Raw genomic sequence first — 19,834 nt, 5'->3', positions numbered from 1 at the left:
TCTCATCTCCACTCCTTGGCGGTTACGATGAGCCAGAAACCCTCTCTTATCAAATCGACCTAAACTGTCCCATTGGCGCTGACGTCAGACAGCTGATCTCATAGACGTATCCGCGCAGGTGTTTGAAGATCCTTTTGAGGATTTGAGCTACGACCAAATGGATGACTTGGTCATGGTCGTACGTCTGCGCCAACGCCTTGAGAAGCCAGACATACCCATCGAAGAACGAGAGAAGAACAAGACCCGCCTTTCTGAAACGGAAGAACGATTAGCCAAAGCCGATATTTGATGTCGCATGGCTTCTTTCGCAGAGGTGGCTGGTCGCAGAACGTAGAAAAAAAGCTGCGTCGGCAGGCAATCCCCAACTGGACGGAAAAACAGTGACTGTTGCCGGATTTGCCATACCCGGCCCGATTGATGATAACGGCGTTGCAACTGCGTATTTGGTGCCCGAGCGCGGGATGTGCAGCCACATGCCAGCACCGCCGCCCAATCAGATGATCAAAGTACGTTTGAACGACGCTTGGTCACCTTCATACGTACATGAGCCCGTTCAGTTAACCGGAAGACTGAACATAGAGCCATCTGAGCGCCAAGTTATGGTCGTCGATGGCCTGATGTCGCTTCGCGCTACATTCGATCTGGAAGTCGCAGCCGTTAGGTCACTCGGCAGTGAAAAGGACAGACTCGAATTGGAACAGAGTGCAGCTGATCGCATACGTGCGGCGGGAAATCGCAAGACCGGTGGGGCAAAGGCGTCTGAATGATTAGACTTCTGGTTGCCGTATTGAGCATTGCCTTCGCTAACGCAGCGTCGGCTCAGGGACTATCCGGGCCATCTTCGGTCGAAGCTGATCTAGAGCCTGGAGATGGGCTAACCGACCCTCAATATCGTTCCGATTTTCCGCGCAATATCGCACCGGGTTGGTTCCAGTGGAAAGACCGGTTGGCCGAGGGTGGGTTTCGATTCAACATTGATTACCTGGCGTTGGGCCAATCCACGAATGCTGATCTGGGAACCGGCGAAGCGGCCAGCGGGATTGCGCGCTTCTATGGTAGTTGGCAGGCAACTGAACGGGGTTCCCTGACATTCAAGATCGAAGACCGGCACAGCTATACCGATGTGGCTCCGCAGTTCCTTGGGCTGGATGGTGGAGCGCTTTCGATCACCGGGACAGCCTTCAACGACAATGGTCTGCTGCTGACCAACCTTTTCTGGACCCAAAGGGCCCAGAACGGTTCGTGGACGCTGCAAGTCGGGCAGATTGATGTAACAGACTTTGTGGATATCTATGGGTTGGTAAGCCCCTACAGTGGTTTCCAAAACCTGTCTTTCAATACAAACCCGACAATCAACACGCCCAACCAAGGCCTTGGCATTGCCGGTGGGATAAAGCTGAGCGAGAACCTTTATGCTGTTGCGAGCATCTCAGACGCAAACGCCGACCCCTCTGATTTAAACCTTGATGTGTTTAGCGATGGCAATCTCTTCAAGTCACTCGAACTTGGTTACACCTCCGGCTTTGATCGCATTTACTTCGACAATATCCATCTGACCCTTTGGCATGCGGATGCGGCTGACGATGGTAGCCGTCCAGAAGATTACGGCGCTGCGTTTTCTGCCGCATGGTTTGTTGACAATAAGTGGATGCCGTTCTTCCGCGCAGGGGCCTCGAAGGGGACCGCAGCGCTTTATGACCGGTCGGTTTCTGCCGGTCTCGGTTACTATGGTCGCAATACCGATTTGGCCGGTCTGGGCCTGAACTGGGCCGAGGCAAGAGGCATAGATGGCGATCAGTTCACTCTGGAAGCATTCTACCGTTTTTCAATCTCACCCGGATTGCAGATCACGCCATCGGTACAATTCATTTCCGACCCGCTTCTAAATCCCGATCAGGACCGGATTACCCTGTTCGGTCTAAGAACCCGGATCGTTTTCTAATGCGGGGTGAAGGCAGTCACTAAGGGGTGTGCCAAAGGGCAACTAAGAGAGATCAACCGGACTTTGCAAAGTCTGCTTTCTGCTGCCGATTCAACCGATGGACGCAACACACTCTTCGAACTTCTCTGCCGGTGAGAAGTAATTCAAGGTTATTCTGGGCCGCTCGTTGAGTTCGCGAGCTACGGCATCGAGATGCTGTTGGGTGTGCACGGAGAGGTCAGTGCCTTTCGGGAAGTACTGGCGCAGAAGCCGAAGCACGTTTGGGCAATCCGGGTGCGGCTTGAATAAGCAGAGAACCACCGTGATCTAGCCCTGTTCGATATCGCAATCGACAGCAAGCTTCGCGGCTGTGACCTAGTGAAGATGAAGGTAATTGACGGCATGGCATCTGGCCGGATCAAAGAACGCGCTTTAGTGCTGCAAAGCAATACGCAGAAGCCAGTCCGGATTGAGATATCGGATGGCAGCCGCGCTTCCGTCGATAATTGGATGGAAGATGAACTGATGGTCGGATCAGAGTATCTTTGGCCAGGCCGTTTTCATGAGCGCCTACACATATCGACACGCCAGTACGCGCGGATTGTTCGGGACTGGTCACGTAGATCGGACTGGAAGCCAGTGCATACGGCACACATTCGATGCGACGCACGAAAGTAACCCAGATCTACAAGAAGACTGGCAACCTTCGCGCCGTTCGAATTCTTTTAGGGCACACAAAGATGGACAGCACGGTCAGGTATCTTGGTGTCGAACTTGAGGATGCCTTGCCATTGCTGAAGCCATTGAAATCTAACACCTCTGGGCCGCCTACACGGACGGCCCTTTGCTGCTATCCGTAACGGTCAGCTTCCTCGAAGCGGGTGTTGATAACTGGCGCCGTATTTCGAGGGTGCCGACGACGGCCCTGTAGGTCAAAACGAACCTTTTGGGTTGCATCTACTGCTGACGCAGCACACGTCCGCTTGCACTTCGGGGCAGTAACCTTGCTATGTCATCCGAGCAGTTAACAGTCTATCTTTTGGCCAGCCAATATGCGACTCCCAGCGCAAGTGCCAATCCGGCGTATGCCGCGATATGGGCTGCGTCCATTGTCTTGTAGTCGAAGGTTATCACTTTCCGGGCGACGGCCATAAGCCCGGTCGCAAGAACCAGCCTTACGTGTATGACGTTAGAAGTCAGGTAGAGCGCCGCGTTCGTATAGACTTCGATTGCAATAAGGACTGACAACACAGCTCCCAGAACAATGAGCAGGTCTTCCCCATCAATAAGTAGCGTTGGTTTTTCGACAAGATGAAACCCAAAGGTGACAAATGCGTCAAGAATCGTCCATCCAATGACTAAAACCATCAGTATGGACAGGCCGCGCGTCATTTGCCGGACCACAACGTTTGCAACTCTGATCACTGGATCTTCGTGATTAGGATCCAGTTCCACGTGAAGTTCATTGTCGTCGTTGGCCATATCTTGTCCCATAGTTCAATTGATGAATTATCTGGTGCTTTTCAGCGCATATCAGGTCACAATGAGTAAAGTGCTCGATCACTTACCGAGTACTTTCTCGAAGCCTTAAAGCACTGAATAATCGCTTCTTTGCAATTCGAGGTCGCTGATCCGAGTTTTTATCCGTTTCTGTTCCGCTTTTAGTTTTCACCATTCAAACCGCTGTTCTTCGTTCTTTGGTGTTCCCAGGAACAGCAACTTAGTGTCGATGTCATTGGATCGCGTACGGAGATTGCTGATCTCTCGGCCTATGGCGTTGTACTTTAGCCCTTTCGCGTTGGCGCGGTTGATCTCCGTGACTTTGGGGCCAGTGCATACATTGGAAAATTCGGTTCTATTGCGTCCGACTGAATATGCATTTTGTGGGGTACAATACTCCTGCAATTCGCGAACGCGATCTGACGACCGCGCCGCTGTATCAGGCATGACACCGACCTTTGCGCAGGCTTCATGATGGCGGGAGATAAAGGCTTCAGACCTTCCGCCTTTACCGTCTGCGAAACCGGTGCTTGCCCAGTCCCCGGCCTGGCATTGCTCGGGAGAGACTGAATCTATCGGGCCACACGCAAACAACCCGATCGCATCGAATAACCCCCAAAGTGCTGTGCGAAATGTCATTGCCCTCTTAACCAATTCACTGTTTTTGTCATACTATAACATTATAAGGATATTGTCAGGTCAGTTTCGTTAGAACGGGAGCCCAACCCATGAATACGTTCGTAAAATCGATTTCGATTTGTCTATCCAAATACGTAACCTTTAGCGGTCGTGCGCGACGTCCGGAGTATTGGTGGTTTTTCTTGTTCGTTGTACTCGGCAGCGTCGTTTTTACTGTGCTGGATAGTGTCTTTTTTGGCAGTGAACAGGAAGGTGGAATAGCCCGTCAGCCATTGTATAGCCTGTTCTCGATTGCAGTATTCTTGCCGTTACTCGCGGCGGGTTGGCGTCGCTTGCATGATACGGGTCGTCCTGGCTGGTACTTGTTACTGCCATTGGCCGTGTCATTGGTAATGACCGGTGGAATGATGGTTGGTATTTTGGCGTTTTCTGCGACTGGGAATGCAAGCAGCGACCCTGAAGAGTTGGGTGCGGCTGTAGCTATCCTGGGACTAGGTGGGGTAGCTTTTGCAGTTCTAGTACAATTGATTCTGGCAATTTTGATGATTTTTTGGCTAAGCCGCCCAACACAGGAAGAAGAAAACCGCTACGGACCAATACCTTCAGGACTGTGAATTGGGCTCTCTACGGACGTCGGTGCAGGTTCGGCATCAGAGCTTGATTTTCTTTTGGCCAGGGAGTGGACGGCCCTTTCCGGCCTCTCAGCACCTTGCTCGGCTGCCGAGGCTGCAGCCCACATTGCTGTAATCCGCCACCGGCGCAAATTCATAGGGCAAAACGGTCTTGCCAAATGCCGTGCTTAGCGTCTTTATGCCGCGCTTCCGCAAATGATTGGTTTCGAAACAGGAGCTATAAAACAGTCGGTACGCCCCGGAACCTTGAGACCCTCATCATGCCCGCGCTTTTTTCATTTCCCGTTCAATTGCTCTCTGGCAGTGCGTTTTGCCGCCGCAGAGGGCTATGGCTTTGCGCTTGCAGTAGACTATTCGCGTATGCAGCGAATGGCAGGTTGGTGGCCCGCTCGCCAAACAGGCGCTAAAGCCGCGAAGGTCAATGGTCGATACCTTGCAACAGCTACATGTGTGTATTCTTGTCTCGGTCTGGGCAATTAACTAAAGCCGAAAACTTGCTCCGGTAATCGCTTCACAAGCAGATCTATTTGTTGAATTTAACAGTTGCGTGAGTTTTCAGCATTAAAGCGAAGTAAGCTTTGCTCTTCGAACTGTCTCAACTCAATACTAAAGCACATGTCGCTACTTGCGGAGCTTTAGTGCGAATTAGCGTAGGCATCGCTGTATCAATACTAGTTGCTATATCCATCGGCGTGTCGACGGTTATAGTCCACTCCCTTTGGTGGAAAACAGCGCGCGACAATAGTCGCATGCTCGCAGCCGAGATTAACAGTCAAATTGCAAACACCGTTCGTATAGAGGTGGGCGTAACGCTCAGGTCGGCCGAAGCCGCTTGGGCGGCCGTACGCACGATATTTGTCCAGAACGTTATCGCGACGCGACAAGCCGACAAGAGAGAGTTCGTGTTCTTATCACAATTGCAGGCGCAACCGAATATTTCATGGGTTTTCTTCGGTTGGCCCGATGGGAACTTTTTCGCGTCACATCGTTTAGGTGACGGTGGGCTTGAGATGATTGAAATCGACAAGGATATCCGTGAAAGGATGTTGCGGAAGGACCGTTATATCTTCATTCCAGGAGACATCCAGTTCGAAGAGCGAACCTTTACCGAAACATCCTACGATCCACGCGAACATGCGTGGTTTGAAAACTTTATGGGCCTTGAGTCCGCGGGATGGATAGAAGCGCGCGACCTCCCGGAGAGTAACAAAACTGTCTACACATTTGCTGGTCCGATAGACGTCAACCGAAAGCGGCAAGGCGTTCTGGCCGTGGCGATCGAAACGGATCGACTTTCGCGTTTTCTGGCGACTCTTACGCCCGGTGAATTCGGCGCAGCGTTTGTTCTGGATGCCGATGGTAAAGTGATCGCTGTACCCGATGCGGAAGCAGATGAGGTCACACCCGCACGCATGGGTGAGGGTGAGCTTTATGAGGTCGCAAAGATCGCCGGTGAAAAGCTGTTGGGTGACCCCACAGCGAACGCCTCCGGTTCGTTGACTAAGCGTGTTGTCATCGAAGGTGTGCCCTACGCGGTTGCTCTGACGCCATTGGGGTTCTACGGCTGGCGCGTTGCCACCGTCATCCCTGAAGCTGCCTTTCTTTCGGATATCGACAAGACGCTGATAAACCTGATCTATATTCTGATCGGTGTGGTTGTTGTTGCCACCGGATTGGCTATTTGGTTGGTTCGCACAGTCGTCGCAAACCCGTTAGCATATATCGCCGAAGACCTGAGCAAAATCGAACGCTTTGATGTCGAACGCATTGCGCGCAGGCCCTCCAATCTCTCTGAGCTTGCAAATCTTTCTGCTGCGACCGCAAGTATGGCTGCAGGTCTATCAGCATTCCGCAAGTATGTACCTACCGACTTGGTGCGCATGCTGGTTGCCGAGGGCATCAAGACTCAGCCAGGCGGAGACATAAAGCAGATTTCCGTGCTATTTTGCGATGTCACGGGTTTCACAGGTCTGTCTGAAAAACTTGGCCCCAAGATCGTCCAAATGATGGAACCCTTCTTCAACGCGTCCTCTGCTGCCATCACTCGTAATGGGGGAACTATCGACAAATTCATGGGCGATGCTGTGATGGCCTTCTGGGGCGCGCCGCGCAAGGATACCAACCATGCCGAAAACGCCTGTCGCGCGGCACTGGACCTTGTCGCTGCTGTAGAGGAGGCCGGAATTGAAGACGACGCTGGCAACCCCCTGCGCGTCAGGATTGGGCTGAATAGTGGCGAGGCTCTGGTCGGCAACATAGGGTCAGAGCAGCGTTTGAATTACACTGCAATTGGCGATGTGGTGAACGTTGCCAGCCGATTAGAGGGAGCCAACAAGGATTACGACACACTGATCCTGATTGGCCCAGAAACCCGGCGCCAAGCGGCTGATAAGATCATGGTGCGCGAACTGGACACGTTAACAGTATTTGGGCGCACAAAGGAGTTGGTGGTCTACGAACTAATCGCGATGGCGGATGAGATTGACGGATCGCTTGCGTGGATTGAACCCTACGAACAAGGCCTTGCACACTATCGAGCAGGGCAGTTTGAAAAAGCTGTTGCTGCCTTTAAGGCCGCTGATCAAGAACGAAACGGAGATCCCGCTTCGGTGGTCATGATGTCCCGCGCCCAAGTTTTGTTGGAGCATCCACCGCCGGAAGATTGGAATGCAGTTACGAACAGCAATAAGAAGCGGTAGTTTGCGGGGCTCGCAGACGCTTATTTCCTGTTGAAGATTGGAACAGAGAGAGTTTTTGCAAAGACAAACAATTGCAAGGTATGATTTGTTGCGCAATGCTGCCGTTCGATGTGCTGGGTGCTGCAACCGCAGTGAACGACAGCTGTGTGGCCTCGTCACACTCGCTCCAAAGTTGCACCCGCAGCGAACGGCAGGTTCGACGGGCTGCATTGCAGCATCTTTTGGCATGGCTAAATGTCCGGTTAGGGCCGGTGAATAATCAGAAGCCTTTTTCAGCACTGATATGAAACGCAATACATTTAAAGTTTTGGCAGAGCCCCGAGTTGCTGCTGCGAATTGCACAACAGAGCGACGATTCGCTGCAACTGCAAAGAACGCACTTTGATCGTGAAGGGTTTCGCGCTTCTAGTAAACTCGAAACGATTTACAGGACTATTGGAAGCTCGAGTGTAATGCTCGCTCCTTTTTCGACCTGGTTGATTGCGACCACTCCTCCATGTCGCTTCGCGACCGCTGAGACAATTGACAATCCCAAACCGCTGCCTTCGGAATACTCCAGCTGCGAAAACCGACTGAAGGCGGCTTCGCTTTGGTCGGGTGAAAGACCTGTTCCGTCATCAGCTACAGTTAGTTTTACGTGCCCGTCGTCACAGCGCAAAGCAACTGTAATTCGGCTCAACTTAGCGCCACCGTGCTTAACCGCGTTGTCCAGCAGGTTTTTGATCGCCTCAGTCAAAAAGACCTGATCCCCTGAGACCGTGATTGCCGAGTCCGGCATCGTGACCTCAAAATCGATTCCTTTTGCGAGGATGTGTACGCCCATTTCTGCACAAGCCTCTTCCACGACCAAGCGGAAATCAACCTTGTCCATCTGATCCTGATGTGTAGGTTGCTGCAGTCGCTCCAACGATAGCAGCTGCTCGGCTACCGTGGCCGAATTCTTTGCTGCTGACACAAGCTCAACAATGCGTTTGTCTCTGTCCTCATCCGTTTTTGCATCTCTCAGCGCCTCGGCCATCGACTGGACCGCGGCTGCCGGATTTCGCAGCTGATGCGCGGCTTCTGAGATAAACACTTGATGGGCGTTGATGCTGTGTTCGACCTGTCCAAATAGCCGGTTCAGGGTCTGAACAATACCGTGGACTTCGACTGGCACCGGGCGTTTGATCTTGCTGAGGTCGTCGGGTGAACGCAGGTCAATGGCGTCCTGCAAGTCCAGCAAGGGTCGCAGGCCGCGCGCGACGCCGAACCAGACGACAAAGGCAAGGGTGGCCAGAAGGATGCCCATAAGGATCGCCGCGCGGATCGACAGTTCATTGGCAAACGCGTTGCGATCCGCGATGCGTTGCCATGCCGTGACCGTCGCATCTCCCACCAGGTTATCTAATGTGACCCGTTCGGTCATTTTCAACACGCGCACGGGCTCGTCACGATAAACTGCCTCGAAAAACTGCGGTTGGTAAACATCTTGCTCTGACAGGTTTGCCGAGGCCGGGGGATATGCGTACCCGGTCACGTAGATACCACCGGGTCCGGTCACGTGATAGAAAATTTCTCCACCCGATGCATCGCGGATTAAGCTGCGTGTAGTGGGCGACAAGGCATCGCCTTCCGAAACCGCCACATCTCGGGAAATCGCCAGACCAGCGGATAAAAGACTGTCGTCAAAAAGCTCTTGCGCTGTTTGCTGGGCCACCGTGTAGCGCCAATATCCAAGAAGGATTGCGAGCAACACCAAAGGCGTCAGGATCAGAATGAACAGCCTAAGCCTGAGCGAACCATGTCTGATCACTTCTGCACCTCAAGCAGATACCCGAGGCCACGGGCCGTCTTTATCTTTATGCCGTGGTTCAGAAGGCGCTTGCGCAATCGCGATACATGAGGTTCAACGGCAGTGTCATCGACATCCGCACCCACGCCATAGACGTAATCAGTCAGTTGGCTTTTGGGGACAATCCTTCCACGACGCTCCAGCAGGCACTCAAGTACGGCCATCTCCCGGCGCGGCACGTCTAGCATTTGCCCATTTGCGCTGACTTGACGAGCGGTGCGGTCAAATTCCAGGTCTCCGATGATCTCGCGTGCGCCGTAGTCCAGTTGTTTGCGGCGGGACAACGCACGGATGCGGGCCTCAAGTTCATCCATTTCGAAAGGTTTGACCAGGTAATCGTCCGCGCCCATATCCAGACCGGAAACGCGGTCACTGGTCTCGGTGCGCGCGGTCAGCAGAATGACAGGGACGCTGTCGCCCCGCTTGCGCAGCGAACGCAGGATTTCCAGCCCTGACCGGCCCGGCAAGTTGATATCCAGGACGATCAGGTCCGCCCCTTCCTGCACCAGATACAGTTCGGCGGCGTCGCCATCCGTCAGCACATCTGCGGCATGACCACGATCACGCAAGCGGTAGGCAATAGCGTTTGCGAGGGGCTCATTGTCCTCGACGATGACGATCCGCATCAGGTCTCCTGCAAGTTTCGCGCAAGGTTGGCATTCCATGATTGCCAGATGGGAGGGGGAATCAACCCCGCAGTTCTATTTGCGATCACGGTGGCGCGGAGGGCGCTGACGTGGTTGTCTGGTCAACAGGGAGGTACCAATGGCCATTTCCAACTTCACCCGTCGCGCTGTCGTGGGGCTGATCGCCGCTGCCGGACTTGCCGCGCCCGCCGCCGCCGAAGTCGATTTCTCGGGCAAGACTATAGAGTGGGTCATTCCGTTCTCGGAAACGGGCGGGTCTGCCAAATGGGCCAACTTCTTTGCACCGCTTCTGTCCGAGGCGCTGCCGGGTCAGCCGACTGTTGTGGTTAAATTCATGCCCGGTGCGGGTTCAACGAAAGGCGCAAACTGGTTTCAGGAGCAAAGCCACGATGACGGCACCCTGTTGTTTGGCACATCCGGTTCAACCCAGTTTCCCTATCTGCTGAGCGACCCGCGCGTGCGCTACGAGTATAACGACTGGATTCCGGTCATGGCGTCCGGAACCGGTGGTGTGGCCTATCTGAATGCCGAGGACGGGGCAAAGTTCGACGGGTCCGCCAACGCTCTGAAAGACACCAATTTCATCTACGGCTCGCAAGGCGCGACGCGTCTGGACCTCGTACCGCTGTTGGCGTGGCAGATGCTGGGCATGAATGTCGAGCCTGTGTTTGGCATCAAAGGCCGTGGAGACGGTCGCCTGATGTTTGAGCGTGGTGAAGCCAATATCGACTATCAGACCTCCTCTGGCTATCTGGGCGGTTCGGCACCTCTCGTCGAGGCTGGTCAGGCCGTGCCGATGATGACGTGGGGCGCGCTGGACGCCGATGGCAATATCGTGCGCGATCCGACTTTCCCGGACGTTCCGACTTTCAAAGAGGTCTGCGAAGCAACCGATGGCTGTGAGACCAGTGGTGAGGCATGGGACGCATGGAAAGCCTTCTTTGTTGCCGGTTTCCCGGTACAAAAGCTGGCCTTCTTGCCGGGTGACACACCGCAAGAGGTGGTTGATGCTTATACCGCGGCCTTCCAGGCGGTGACCGAGCGTGGCGACTTTGGGGACATCTCCTCCAAGCGTGTGGGCAAATACCCCGTGTTCGTGGGCGACGGCTCCAAGGCAGCGCTACAAACAGCGACAAACGTTGATGATAACGCCAAGCAATATGTCCTGAACTGGCTGAAAGAGGCCTATGGCGTCGAGCTGAATTAAGCCGACATACCACAGCGCGTGCCCAACGAAGGGCGCGCGCTTTTCTGCACACAAGACAATTTATGAAAGGCGGCCGCTATGGAGGTTTTCGCCACAGCTCTTCCTGCGCTTGGTGATGCGTGGGCTCTGATCCTGCAACCTATCGTTCTGGGCTATCTTGTGCTCGGTGTTGTCATGGGGCTGGCCGTGGGCGTCTTTCCCGGACTGGGCGGTATCGCCGGCCTCTCCCTTTTGCTGCCATTCATGTTCGGCATGGACCCGATTCTGGGTCTGGCGCTGATGATCGGAATGGTTGCCGTCGTTCCGACCTCTGACACATTTGCTTCGGTTCTGATGGGGATACCAGGCAGTTCGGCTTCGCAGGCGACCGTGCTTGACGGCTTCCCGATGGCAAAAAAGGGAGAGGCCGCGCGGGCGTTGTCTGCTGCCTTTGCGTCATCTTTATTCGGTGGTCTCGTTGGCGCGACCTTCCTGACTATGTTCATACTGATCGCACGTCCGATCGTGCTGGCCTTTGGACTGCCCGAGATGTTGATGATCACTATTCTCGGCTTGTCGATGGTTGCAATTCTGGCCGGGCGTATTCCCCTGAAAGGTGTGGCTGCTGCCGGGTTGGGCCTGATGGTCGGCACGATTGGCGAGGCCGATGCCGGCGGCTCGCTTCGAATGGCGACTTATGACATTCCTTACCTGACGGATGGTCTGAAGCTGGTCATCGTGGGTTTAGGCATCTTCGCTGTTCCCGAGATCGTTTCGCTGCTGCGGCAGGACCGGTCGATTGCCAAAGGCGCTTCGTTAGGCGCTGGATGGCTGGATGGCGTCAAAGACTGGTTTGCGAACATCTGGCTATCGGTCCGATGTTCGATAATCGGCGTTATCGTCGGGGTTATTCCCGGCCTCGGAGGTTCTGTCGTCGATTGGATTGCCTATGGTCACTCAGTTCAAACGACCAAGGACAAAAGTAATTTCGGCAAAGGCGAAGTACGCGGGGTCATCGGGCCGGAAAGTTCGAATAACGCCAAGGAAGGCGGCGGTCTGGTGCCAACGCTGCTGTTCGGCATCCCCGGCTCAGGCTCAATGGCGATCTTCATTGGCGCGGTGGCTCTTCTGGGGTCGGGCGATATCGAGGTTGGTCCGAGCATGCTTCAGGACAATCTCGACATCACCTATTCGATCGTCTGGCTGCTGGCGCTTGCCAACGTTGTCGGCACCATCCTGTGCATCGCAGCTTCGGGGGGCATCGCCAAGCTGACCACAATTCGGTTCACTTATTTGGCGCCGTTCCTGTTCATGTTGATCAGTTTTGCGGCCTTCCAATCTGGTCAGAACTTCGAAGACCTCCTGGCCTTGTTCGTTATCGGCCTGATCGGCATCTTCCTGCGCCGCTTCGACTGGTCACGTCCGGCTTTCCTGATCGGCTTTGTTCTGTCGAATCCGGTCGAGAAGTTCACCAACCAGGCATTTCAGATTGCATCGTTCCGCTTCCGCAAGAGCTTTGGTGAAGGCATGGAATATGTCTTCAGCCCCATCGTCATCGTTCTGATCGTGGTCACCGTGGTCTCGGTCATTCTGGGTATCCGTCAGGCCAAGATGATCATGGCTGAGGGTGACGTTCAGGCCGGGACAAAGCGTGCGCCGCTGATCTTCCTGCTGGTGATCATGGCCTATCTGATCGTCGCGCTGGTTAACGCCAACATGATCCCCGACTACAACATGACCGACAAAATCATCCCGCTGGTGATCGGCAGCGTCTCATTGTTCTGCTGCGTGATCCTGCTGATCCAGATGATGCGACGGCCCGAGGGCGACGCGATCTTTGCCGACAAGGAAATCGCGGGTGAGGATGCCAGTGCGCCCCATGGCCTGTGGTCAACGCTTGCGTGGTTCGCAGGTCTCATCGCGGCGACATGGGTGGTGGGTTTCATCCTCGCATTGCTGGGCTTCCTGATCGCTTTCTTCCGCATCAGGGCCGGGGCCAGTTGGCGGATGGCGCTGATCCTGACCGCCTGCGGTATCGGATTCATGTGCCTGATGGCGGGTGCTTTGAACAGGGATTTCCCGCCGGGTCTGCTGCAGGACATGGTTAGCCTGCCCTGGCCGTTGAAGTGAGGGACCCAAAATGACTCAAACCGCAATCCCGTACATCTTCATGCGTGGCGGTACTTCGAAGGGTCCGTATTTCCGCCGCTCGGATTTGCCTGAGGATCTGGAGACGCTGGCCAAGGTGCTGATCGCAGCCCTTGGTTCCGGACAGTCGCTGAATATCGATGGCATCGGCGGCGGTGCAGCGGTGACCACCAAGGTCGCGATGCTGTCAGTCAGCGAGGATGACTGGGCCGATATTGACTATTACTTCGCGCAGGTTGCGGTCGAGGAAAAGTTGGTCGATTTCAAACCCACTTGTGGCAACATCCTGTCCGGTGTCGCCCCTGCTGCCATCGAAATGGGACTGTTCGAACCGCAAGGCGATGAGACCGAAATCCGTGTCCGGGCGGTCAACACTGGGGCCCGCGTAGTGGCCCGAATCCAGACACCTAATGGAAAGCTGACCTACGAGGGGGATACAGGCATTGCCGGAGTGCCTGGCCAGTCTGCGCCGGTGCAGCTGAGCTTCATGGGCGTGGTGGGGTCAGCAACCGGTGCTTTCCTGCCCACGGGCAATCTGCGCGACACAGTTCAGGGGATCGAACTGACCGGCATGGATGTCGCCATGCCAATGGCCATTGCCCGCGCCGCCGACTTCGGTCTGACGGGCTATGAAAGCGTCGAGGAGCTGGACGCCAACCGTGGCTTTTTTGATCGGATGGAATCTGTTCGGATCGAAGCCGGAGAGCGAATGGGAATGGGGGATGTGTCGAAATCGGTGACCCCCAAATTCGGCCTGATCGCGTCTGCCAGAGAAGGCGGAACTCTTGCGGTTCGGTATTTCATGCCGTGGAAGACCCATCCGACAATGGCGGTCACCGGTGCGCAGTGCATGGCGTCCTGCGCTTTGACGCCCGGCACAGTCGCGGACGGATTGGTGGATCGCCCTACGACAAGCCCGGCTGAAGTTGTACTGGAACACGCCTCGGGTAAGATCGACGTGTTGGTGGATTTCGCTAACGAGAAAGGGTTCACCGTGAACTCTGCGGGCCTTGTGCGGACCGCGCGTAAGCTCGCGGACGGGCACGTCTATGTGCCACAATCGGTGTGGAAGGGGAGTTGATCGGGCGATCTGAAAATGGTATACCATGGCATACATTAAAGGGGATCTCGATGGACAACTATTCGGAATGCCTCGAAATCGCACGTCAGGAACTCAGGTTGGCCCAAGCGGCCTTGCGGCGCGATATGGCCGAATACCCGACGCCAATTGCCGGGTGCGACGAGCAATTTAACCATTTGCTGGACCAAAGCGAACGCGTCCGAAACGCGCTGGCAGCTCTCGACGCGAAGCATTTTGTGCCGACGCCAAGAAAACTGACCACCGGGCAGGGTATTGAAAGCCGATGAAAATACACATTCTGGATGACTGGTTCGACACGCTGCGTGGCTTGCCGTGTTTTGAGAAACTCACCGGTCATGATGTGACTGTCTGGACGGATCATGTCGAGGAAACAGAGGCTTTGGCCGAGCGTTTGCAAGAGGCTCAGGTGCTGGTGCTGTTCCGCGAACGCACCAAAGTCACCCGCACTTTGCTGGAAAAGCTACCGAACTTGCGCCTGATCAGCCAGCGCAGCGTCTATCCTCATGTCGATGTTCCAGCCTGCACAGATCAGGGCGTATTGCTGTGTTCGAACATGCATGGTGGCACGCCGTCTTATGCTGCAGCCGAGCTGACATGGGCGCTGATCTTGGCAGGGATGCGCGAATTGCCTGCTCAGATGGTCTCGGTCAAGGCAGGGCACTGGCAGGCCGGCGTGGGCAAGACGTTACGTGGTCGTCAGCTCGGGCTCTATGGTTATGGCCGCATAGCTCGTGCGGTTGCAGGTTATGCCGAAGCTTTCGGAATGAATGTAGTCTGGTGGTCATCCGAAGAAGGCCGGTCACGTGCACGGGAGGATGGTGCACAGATCGCGCCGAGCCGCGAGGCGTTTTTCGCCGATAGTGATGTTGTCTCGGTCCATGTGCGCCTGAAGCCGGACACGCGAGGGATCATCACCGCATCGGATTTTGCGCAGATGCAGCCCGGGGCGATGTTCGTGAATACGTCGCGGGCGGGGCTTCTTGCGCCGGGTGCATTGCTTGGGGCGCTCAACGCCGGTCGCCCCGGTAAAGCCGCAATTGATGTGTTTGATACGGAGCCGCTGACCGACCCGACAGATCCGTTGCTGGCGCATCCCAACCTGATCGCGACGCCGCATATCGGCTTTGTGACGGAGGATGAGTTCGACCTGCAATTTGCCGACATCTTCGATCAGGTGAATGCTTACGCTGAAGGCGCACCGACCCACATGATCAACCCCGAGGTTTGGACCAGCGCAGAATAAGATTTGCGGTGATGGGTGCACCGATGATCACCAGCACGATCCTTGTCAGATGGTGAGTGATCACGAAGCCCAGATCCGCGCCTGAAACGATGGCCAGAACCGTCATTTCGGCCTGCCCGCCGGGCGCGAAGGCCAGGAATGCTTCGACCGGCTTGCCAAGCCCTAAGGTGGTGACAACGGCGGTGAAGGCCGCCGCCAACACTGCCAGAACAACCACGTAGGCGCAGCCCGCCGCCACGACCTTGCGCAACTCCACCCAGGTAACACCGACAAACTTCACGCCGATCCCGCAGCCAATGAAGAATTGCGCGGCCAGGATTGCCTCGCGCGGGGGACGGGTATGGATGAAATCCCCGAGGGACAAAGCAGCAGTCAGGAGCATCGGTCCTAATATGGAAGCACCAAACAGGCCAATGCGCTCACCACCCTTCCAGCCGACAAAGGCCGCCAGCGCCATCAGGGCCAGTTCATGCAGCGGTAAGTCGCGCGCGGGTTCTCCGATTGGGTTTGTCAGTTCGGCGCCATACAACACTGTCAGGAACAGCGGGGCCAGTGTCACGATGATCAGCACGCGCGTGCCGTGGATCAGGGACAGAGTGCGCGGATTGGCTCCGGCTTCGGTCCCGAATATGATCATGTCCTGCAAGCCACCGGGCATGGCTGCATAGAATGCGGTTGTCGTATCGAAACCCCAGACCTTGCGGAAGAATGGTACGCCGACCAGCGCGATCAGCAGGATAAAGAACGGGACCAGCGCAATCGACGCGGCCATTTTCGGCAATTCGGCAAACAGGGCCGGTGTGATTGATGCGCCTACCGCCACGCCCAGAATAGTGCGTGCCGCCACCGAGACCTGCCCGAAGCCCTCCATGGGGGCATGGGCCAGAGCTGCAATCAGACAGGCGCTCATGGGGCCGAACAAAAAAGGCAAGGGCAAATTCAGAGCCCAGAATACTCCGGTACCCAGCACTGCTAACGCGAAGGTCACGGCCCTTTTTTTTACAGCAGAGGGTGCGTTGATCTGAGTGGACAAAGTGCCGATTCCGGTGTGGTTGACTCGCTGTGTATCCAAATGTATACAGGTGGACGCAAGAAGACAAGTGAGCGTTTTATGACCCTTCAGGACGATCCGTTGCAGCCTGGCCCACAAGGAAATTCCGCGTATCAGCGCCTGCTGGATGAGATTCGTGATGGAAGCCTGCTGCCCGGCGAACGGCTGCGCGAGATTGAGCTGTCCGAGAGACTGGGTGTCAGCCGCACACCTGTGCGCGAAGCGATCCGACAGCTAGAAGCGGATGGGTTGGTCACGCACATCCCCCGGCAGGGCGCAACGGTGCGCAGCTTGGATTACGCCGAGGTGATGGAACTCTATGAGATGCGCGCTGTGCTCGAGGGCACTGCGGCCCGTCTTGCGGCACGGGCGGCGTCAGATGTCGAGCTGGATGAGCTGGACGTGCTGAATGACAGGTTGGCCGAAGCAGGCACCGGCCCGGATGCAGCGCGGATCAATCGGATTTTCCATGCGACCCTTCTGGATGCGGCCAAGAACCGGTTTCTGGCAAAATCGATGTTGTCTCTACAGAAGGCGCTGTTGATCTTAGGCCCGTCGCAATTGCTGGACGGCGACCGAGCCGAGGCCGCAGTGGCCGAACATCGCCTTATCATGGCCGCCTTGAAAACCCGTGATGGCGCGTCGGCTGAGAATGAGATGCGCGCTCATATCCACGCAGCACAACGCATGCGCATTCGCGCGTTGCAGGAACGCGACCGTACAACCGACCAAACTCAATAGGCAGAAACGACATGGCCGCCCAACCGGAAGTCTATGATATCGCTGTGATTGGCGGAGGGAACGCCGCCCTCTGCGCCGCTATGACCGCCGCCGAAGCAGGCGCGCGTGTTCTCATCCTTGAAACGGCGCCAAAACCCTATCGTGGTGGAAACTCGCGCCACACCCGCAACTTTCGCTGTATGCACTCTAGCCCGTTGGGCCCGCTGGTCGAAGAATACAGCGAAGACGAATACCTGTCGGATCTGCTTAAGGTTACCGGGGGCAAAACCGACAAAGATCTGGCGCGCCTCGCAATCCGCACGTCTGAGGAATGCCTTCCCTGGATGGAGGAGCACGGGGTCCGGTTCCAGCCCTCTCTGTCGGGGACTCTGTCGCTAGCGCGGACAAATGCGTTCTTCATGGGCGGCGGTAAATCGCTGGTAAACGCCTATTACCGGACAGCGACGCGGCTGGGAGTCGAAGTCCTTTACGAAGCTGCCGTCACGCATCTGGAATTGAACGGGGACCAGATCGCATGGGTGGACTATACATGTGAAGGTCAATCCCATCGCATCACGCCCAAAGCGGTCATCGTCGCTTCGGGCGGGTTTCAGGCTGACACGGATTGGCTGACCCGCGCGTGGGGGCCTGCGGCACGCAATTTCCTGATCCGCGGCACGCCCTATAATCGGGGTGTCGTGCTGGCTGATCTTCTGGATCAAGGCGTTGAGAGCGTTGGTGATCCGACCCAATGCCACGCTGTTGCAATCGACGGGCGCGCGCCGAAATTCGACGGCGGCATCGTCACCCGCCTGGACTGCGTTCCGTTCTCAATTGTCGTCAACAAGGATGCCGAGCGGTTCTATGACGAGGGCGAGGACGTTTGGCCCAAGCGTTACGCGATCTGGGGTCGCCTGGTGGCAGCCCAGCCGGATCAGGTGGGTTATGTGATCATTGACGCCAAGTCGCTGAACCTGTTCATGCCGTCGGTTTTTCCGCCGTTAAAGGCGGACACGTTGGAGGAACTGGCCAAAATGATGGGTCTGCCCGCCGAAAAGCTGACCACGACCGTCGCGGAATTCAATGGCGCCTGTGGGGATACAAGCGGCTTTCATCCAACTGAGTTGGATGGCGTTTCCACTTCGGGTCTTACCCCGCCCAAAACAAACTGGGCACGTCCGATAACTGAGCCTCCTTACTACGGCTATTCACTGCGTACAGGTGTGACCTTCACCTATCTGGGTCTGAAGGTGGATGAAACTGCGCAGTGTTCGATGCCAAACGGCAAGATCAAGAACCTCTGGGCGGCAGGAGAAGCCATGGCTGGATCGATTTTGGGGCAGGGTTATCTGGCCGGGTTCGGCATGACCATCGGAACCGTCTTCGGACGCATTGCAGGACGAGAGGCCGCTTCTTGTGCGAACTGAACTGATCCAGGAAGCCCGCCGTCAGGCTGAGATCTGCAATGCCTGCCGGTATTGCGAAGGCTATTGCTCGGTCTTTCCGTCGCTTCACGCCGAACGCGCATTCTCGGACGGTGATATCACGCAATTGGCCAACCTCTGCCACAACTGCCGGGGTTGCTACTACGCCTGTCAATACACGGCCCCGCACGAGTTCGATCTGAACCTGCCCAAAGCGCTGGCAGAGGTGCGGCGGGACAGTTGGGAAAGCTTCGCCTGGCCGCAACCCGTGGCGCGCCGCTTCCATACCCATGGTGGAGCGATCGCTCTGGCTCTGGTCGTCGGCTTCGCACTTTTGTTTTGGGCCGTTCAAGTGATCGGCTCCGCTGGGGGCGAAGGCTTCTACGCTGTCCTCTCTCACAATGCGATGGTGGCGATCTTTGCTCCGGCTTTCCTTCTACCACTGTTTTCCATTGGGATAAGCCTTCGGCGCTATTGGCATGTGATTGGAGGCAAACCGATCCAACCCGGCGACTTGAAAGCCGCGCTAAGACGAGCAGCCAAAATGCAGGATCTGGCTGCCGGCCATGGGGAGGGTTGCAATTTCGAGGACGAAGATCGCTTTAGTCAGGCCCGTCGCCACGTGCATCATGCAATCATGTACGGGTTTCTGCTATGTTTCGCCTCAACTTCGGTGGCTACGATCATGCATTACGGTTTCGGCTTGCACGCACCCTACGGGTTCTGGTCATTACCAAAGCTGTTCGGTGTATCAGGGGGTATATTGCTTACCGTCGGTTGCTGCGCGATGGTGTTGCTGAAACAGAAATCAGACCGCAACCTCGGCGACGTTTCCGCTTGGGGCGGAGACATCGGCTTCATCCTGCTGCTAGGGTTTGTTGGGTTAAGCGGGCTTGTTCTTTACGCTTTCGGTTCATCGGCCCTGATGCCTGCGCTGCTTACCATCCATCTTGGATCGGTCCTGGCCCTCTTCCTCCTTACGCCCTACACAAAAATGGCTCACGGTTTCTATAGGCTTGCTGCACTCATCCGGGATGCGCAACGAAAAAGAGATTTGTCGGTGGTCCGCTAGCGAGCAGTCGCCTGTTCCT

Annotated in this window: 18 protein-coding genes and 2 pseudogenes; 14 read left to right on the top strand and 6 right to left on the bottom strand. The window is 55.8% G+C overall.

The features are described from left to right. Positions 1–118: 118 nt before the first annotated feature. The 3 genes from ACR0IM_RS23230 (at position 119) to ACR0IM_RS23220 (ending at position 1,942) form a co-directional block, all read left to right on the top strand. The gene (locus tag ACR0IM_RS23230; protein WP_480683347.1) at positions 119–289 is read left to right on the top strand and encodes a hypothetical protein; all 171 of its coding nucleotides are present in this window, start codon (positions 119–121) and stop codon (positions 287–289) included. 91 nt (positions 290–380) lie between these two features. Continuing rightward, the gene (locus tag ACR0IM_RS23225) at positions 381–767 is read left to right on the top strand and encodes a DUF3299 domain-containing protein (RefSeq protein ID WP_480683346.1); all 387 of its coding nucleotides are present in this window, start codon (positions 381–383) and stop codon (positions 765–767) included. After that, the gene (locus ACR0IM_RS23220) at positions 764–1,942 is read left to right on the top strand and encodes a carbohydrate porin (RefSeq protein ID WP_480683345.1); all 1,179 of its coding nucleotides are present in this window, start codon (positions 764–766) and stop codon (positions 1,940–1,942) included. Before ACR0IM_RS23225 ends, ACR0IM_RS23220 begins: the two co-directional genes overlap by 4 nt. 90 nt (positions 1,943–2,032) lie before the next feature. Here the strand turns inward: ACR0IM_RS23220 and ACR0IM_RS23215 are convergent. Further along, positions 2,033–2,203: pseudogene (locus ACR0IM_RS23215) on the bottom strand (IS30 family transposase); the annotation flags it as partial. Between the two features lie 51 nt (positions 2,204–2,254). Here ACR0IM_RS23215 and ACR0IM_RS23210 point away from each other — a divergent pair. Next, positions 2,255–2,735 (top strand): annotated as a pseudogene (locus ACR0IM_RS23210) (tyrosine-type recombinase/integrase). 218 nt (positions 2,736–2,953) lie between these two features. Here the strand turns inward: ACR0IM_RS23210 and ACR0IM_RS23205 are convergent. Both ACR0IM_RS23205 and ACR0IM_RS23200 read right to left on the bottom strand, forming a co-directional pair. Beyond that, positions 2,954–3,403: a phosphate-starvation-inducible PsiE family protein gene (locus tag ACR0IM_RS23205; RefSeq protein WP_480597238.1), complete on the bottom strand. Its 450-nt coding sequence runs from the start codon at positions 3,401–3,403 to the stop codon at positions 2,954–2,956. A gap of 186 nt (positions 3,404–3,589) precedes the next feature. Further along, a complete protein-coding gene (locus tag ACR0IM_RS23200; RefSeq protein WP_480683344.1) occupies positions 3,590–4,060 on the bottom strand; it encodes a DUF2799 domain-containing protein in 471 nt (156 codons plus the stop codon). Between the two features lie 89 nt (positions 4,061–4,149). Here ACR0IM_RS23200 and ACR0IM_RS23195 point away from each other — a divergent pair, with 89 nt between their 5' ends. Together ACR0IM_RS23195 and ACR0IM_RS23190 are read left to right on the top strand one after the other, a co-directional pair. Beyond that, positions 4,150–4,674, top strand: coding sequence for a DUF805 domain-containing protein (locus ACR0IM_RS23195; protein WP_480683343.1), 525 nt, complete (start codon positions 4,150–4,152; stop codon positions 4,672–4,674). Between the two features lie 767 nt (positions 4,675–5,441). Beyond that, a complete protein-coding gene (locus tag ACR0IM_RS23190) occupies positions 5,442–7,391 on the top strand; it encodes an adenylate/guanylate cyclase domain-containing protein (protein ID WP_480642049.1) in 1,950 nt (649 codons plus the stop codon). A 424-nt stretch (positions 7,392–7,815) separates the two neighbouring features. On the opposite strand, the gene ACR0IM_RS23185 is transcribed toward ACR0IM_RS23190, so the two are convergent. After that, positions 7,816–9,183: a sensor histidine kinase gene (locus tag ACR0IM_RS23185; protein ID WP_480642050.1), complete on the bottom strand. Its 1,368-nt coding sequence runs from the start codon at positions 9,181–9,183 to the stop codon at positions 7,816–7,818. Beyond that, entirely contained in the window at positions 9,180–9,848 is a 669-nt protein-coding gene (locus ACR0IM_RS23180) for a response regulator transcription factor (RefSeq protein ID WP_480594377.1), read from the bottom strand. Before ACR0IM_RS23180 ends, ACR0IM_RS23185 begins: the two co-directional genes overlap by 4 nt. A 139-nt stretch (positions 9,849–9,987) precedes the next feature. Here ACR0IM_RS23180 and ACR0IM_RS23175 point away from each other — a divergent pair, with 139 nt between their 5' ends. The 5 genes from ACR0IM_RS23175 (at position 9,988) to ACR0IM_RS23155 (ending at position 15,548) form a co-directional block, all read left to right on the top strand. After that, a complete protein-coding gene (locus ACR0IM_RS23175) occupies positions 9,988–11,076 on the top strand; it encodes a tricarboxylate transporter (protein WP_480594376.1) in 1,089 nt (362 codons plus the stop codon). 78 nt (positions 11,077–11,154) lie between these two features. Then, on the top strand, positions 11,155–13,185 hold the full coding sequence (locus ACR0IM_RS23170) for a tripartite tricarboxylate transporter permease (RefSeq protein WP_480594375.1): 2,031 nt from the start codon (positions 11,155–11,157) through the stop codon (positions 13,183–13,185). A 10-nt stretch (positions 13,186–13,195) separates the two neighbouring features. Further along, the gene (locus tag ACR0IM_RS23165; protein ID WP_480683342.1) at positions 13,196–14,284 is read left to right on the top strand and encodes a 4-oxalomesaconate tautomerase; all 1,089 of its coding nucleotides are present in this window, start codon (positions 13,196–13,198) and stop codon (positions 14,282–14,284) included. 50 nt (positions 14,285–14,334) lie between these two features. Further along, complete coding sequence (locus tag ACR0IM_RS23160; RefSeq protein WP_480683341.1) at positions 14,335–14,571, top strand: hypothetical protein; 237 nt, start codon at positions 14,335–14,337, stop codon at positions 14,569–14,571. Further along, positions 14,568–15,548, top strand: a complete 981-nt coding sequence (locus tag ACR0IM_RS23155) for a D-2-hydroxyacid dehydrogenase family protein (protein WP_480683340.1) — start codon at positions 14,568–14,570, stop codon at positions 15,546–15,548. Before ACR0IM_RS23160 ends, ACR0IM_RS23155 begins: the two co-directional genes overlap by 4 nt. Here the strand turns inward: ACR0IM_RS23155 and ACR0IM_RS23150 are convergent. After that, positions 15,517–16,536: an AbrB family transcriptional regulator gene (locus tag ACR0IM_RS23150; protein ID WP_480683339.1), complete on the bottom strand. Its 1,020-nt coding sequence runs from the start codon at positions 16,534–16,536 to the stop codon at positions 15,517–15,519. The two genes, ACR0IM_RS23155 and ACR0IM_RS23150, sit on opposite strands and share 32 nt — an antisense overlap. A 123-nt stretch (positions 16,537–16,659) precedes the next feature. Here ACR0IM_RS23150 and ACR0IM_RS23145 point away from each other — a divergent pair, with 123 nt between their 5' ends. From ACR0IM_RS23145 to tcuB, 3 genes are read left to right on the top strand one after another with little or no spacing between them, the layout of a single operon-like run. Continuing rightward, on the top strand, positions 16,660–17,340 hold the full coding sequence (locus ACR0IM_RS23145) for a GntR family transcriptional regulator (RefSeq protein ID WP_480594370.1): 681 nt from the start codon (positions 16,660–16,662) through the stop codon (positions 17,338–17,340). Between the two features lie 11 nt (positions 17,341–17,351). Next, complete coding sequence (tcuA, locus tag ACR0IM_RS23140; RefSeq protein ID WP_480683337.1) at positions 17,352–18,746, top strand: FAD-dependent tricarballylate dehydrogenase TcuA; 1,395 nt, start codon at positions 17,352–17,354, stop codon at positions 18,744–18,746. After that, the gene (gene tcuB / locus ACR0IM_RS23135; protein WP_480683336.1) at positions 18,736–19,815 is read left to right on the top strand and encodes a tricarballylate utilization 4Fe-4S protein TcuB; all 1,080 of its coding nucleotides are present in this window, start codon (positions 18,736–18,738) and stop codon (positions 19,813–19,815) included. Before tcuA ends, tcuB begins: the two co-directional genes overlap by 11 nt. Positions 19,816–19,834 lie beyond the last annotated feature (19 nt).

This window comes from Ruegeria sp. BF6 (genome assembly GCF_056538665.1).
Note: the sequence above shows the minus strand (reverse complement) of the source record. Positions and strands in the feature narration are given on the sequence as shown.